This is a genomic window from Micromonospora sp. NPDC052213 (assembly GCF_040679695.1).
Classification (GTDB): Bacteria; Actinomycetota; Actinomycetes; order Mycobacteriales; family Micromonosporaceae; genus Micromonospora.
The window spans coordinates 1-1,040 of sequence record NZ_JBFAVI010000422.1 but is presented as its reverse complement, the minus strand read 5'-3'; the positions used below and the strand labels follow the sequence as shown (position 1 = coordinate 1,040).

The 1,040-nt window shown below is 71.2% G+C and carries 2 protein-coding genes; one reads left to right on the top strand and one right to left on the bottom strand.

Features of this window, described 5'->3' with window-relative positions:
- Positions 1-491: alpha-amylase family glycosyl hydrolase (locus tag AB0L34_RS34440; protein WP_363709866.1), on the bottom strand; the 491-nt coding region annotated here is incomplete at its 3' end.
- Between the two features lie 53 nt (positions 492-544).
- Here AB0L34_RS34440 and AB0L34_RS34435 point away from each other — a divergent pair.
- Positions 545-1,040, top strand: a 496-nt coding sequence (locus tag AB0L34_RS34435) for a DUF1349 domain-containing protein (RefSeq protein ID WP_363709864.1), incomplete at its 3' end; no start/stop codon positions are given.

Below are 1,040 nucleotides of genomic sequence, written 5' to 3'. Positions count from 1 at the left end.
AAGCGGTGGTAGTACCAGGCCTTCGCGGTCCGGTCGTAGGTCCACGTCTCGTGCTGCTCGCCCGGGAACACCATGCCCTGGTGGCGGTCGGCCGGCTCGTGGTCGGCCCAGACGTACCAGTCCCGGTACGGCGAGTCCGGCGAGGACCGGGCGGACTGGAACCACGGGTGCTGGTCCGAGGTGTGGTTGACCACCAGGTCGATGATCACCCGGATGCCCCTGTTGCTCGCCTGGTGCAGCAGTTCGGCGAAGTCGCCGAGCGTGCCCAGTCGCGGGTCGACGTTGTAGAAGTCGGTCGCGTCGTACCCGTCGTCCTCGTTGGGCGAGGGGTGGATCGGGTTCAGCCACAGGCAGGTCACGCCGAGCCGGGCCAGGTAGTCCAGCCGGCCGATCAGCCCCTGGAAGTCACCCACTCCGTCGCCGTCGGAGTCCGCGTACGTGTCGACGTCGAGGCAGTAGACGACCGCCTCCTGATACCACCTGTCACCCATGCGAGGACTACTTCTCCGAACGTGCGCGCCGTCAAACCCGGTACGGTGCCGGGATGAACGAGGCGTACGACTGGTCCGCCGGCCACTGGCTGAACCCGCCCGAGCGGGCCGAGCCGGTCGACGGCGGCCTGCTCGTCGAGCCGCACGGCGGCAGCGACTTCTGGCGGCGCACCAGCTACGGCTTCGTGCACGACGACGGCTCGGCACTGCTCGCGCCGTTCCCGGCGGACAGCGCCGTGGAGGTGTCTTTCCTCCTCGACTACTCGGAGCAGTTCGATCAGGCCGGTGTGCTGGTCCGGGTGGACGAGCGGCGGTGGACCAAGGCCGGGGTCGAGGTGAGCGACGGCGCGCCGCAGGTCGGCGCCGTGGTCACCGACGAGTTCTCGGACTGGTCGGTGGCGCCGGTGCCGCAGTGGTCGGGCCGGGAGGTGACGGTCCGGGTGAGCCGGGCCGGGGACGCGCTGACCGTCCGGGCCCGGTGCGACGACGAGCCGTGGCGGCTGGTCCGCGTCGCCCCGCTCGACCCTGCGGCGCAGGCGTCGGCCGGGC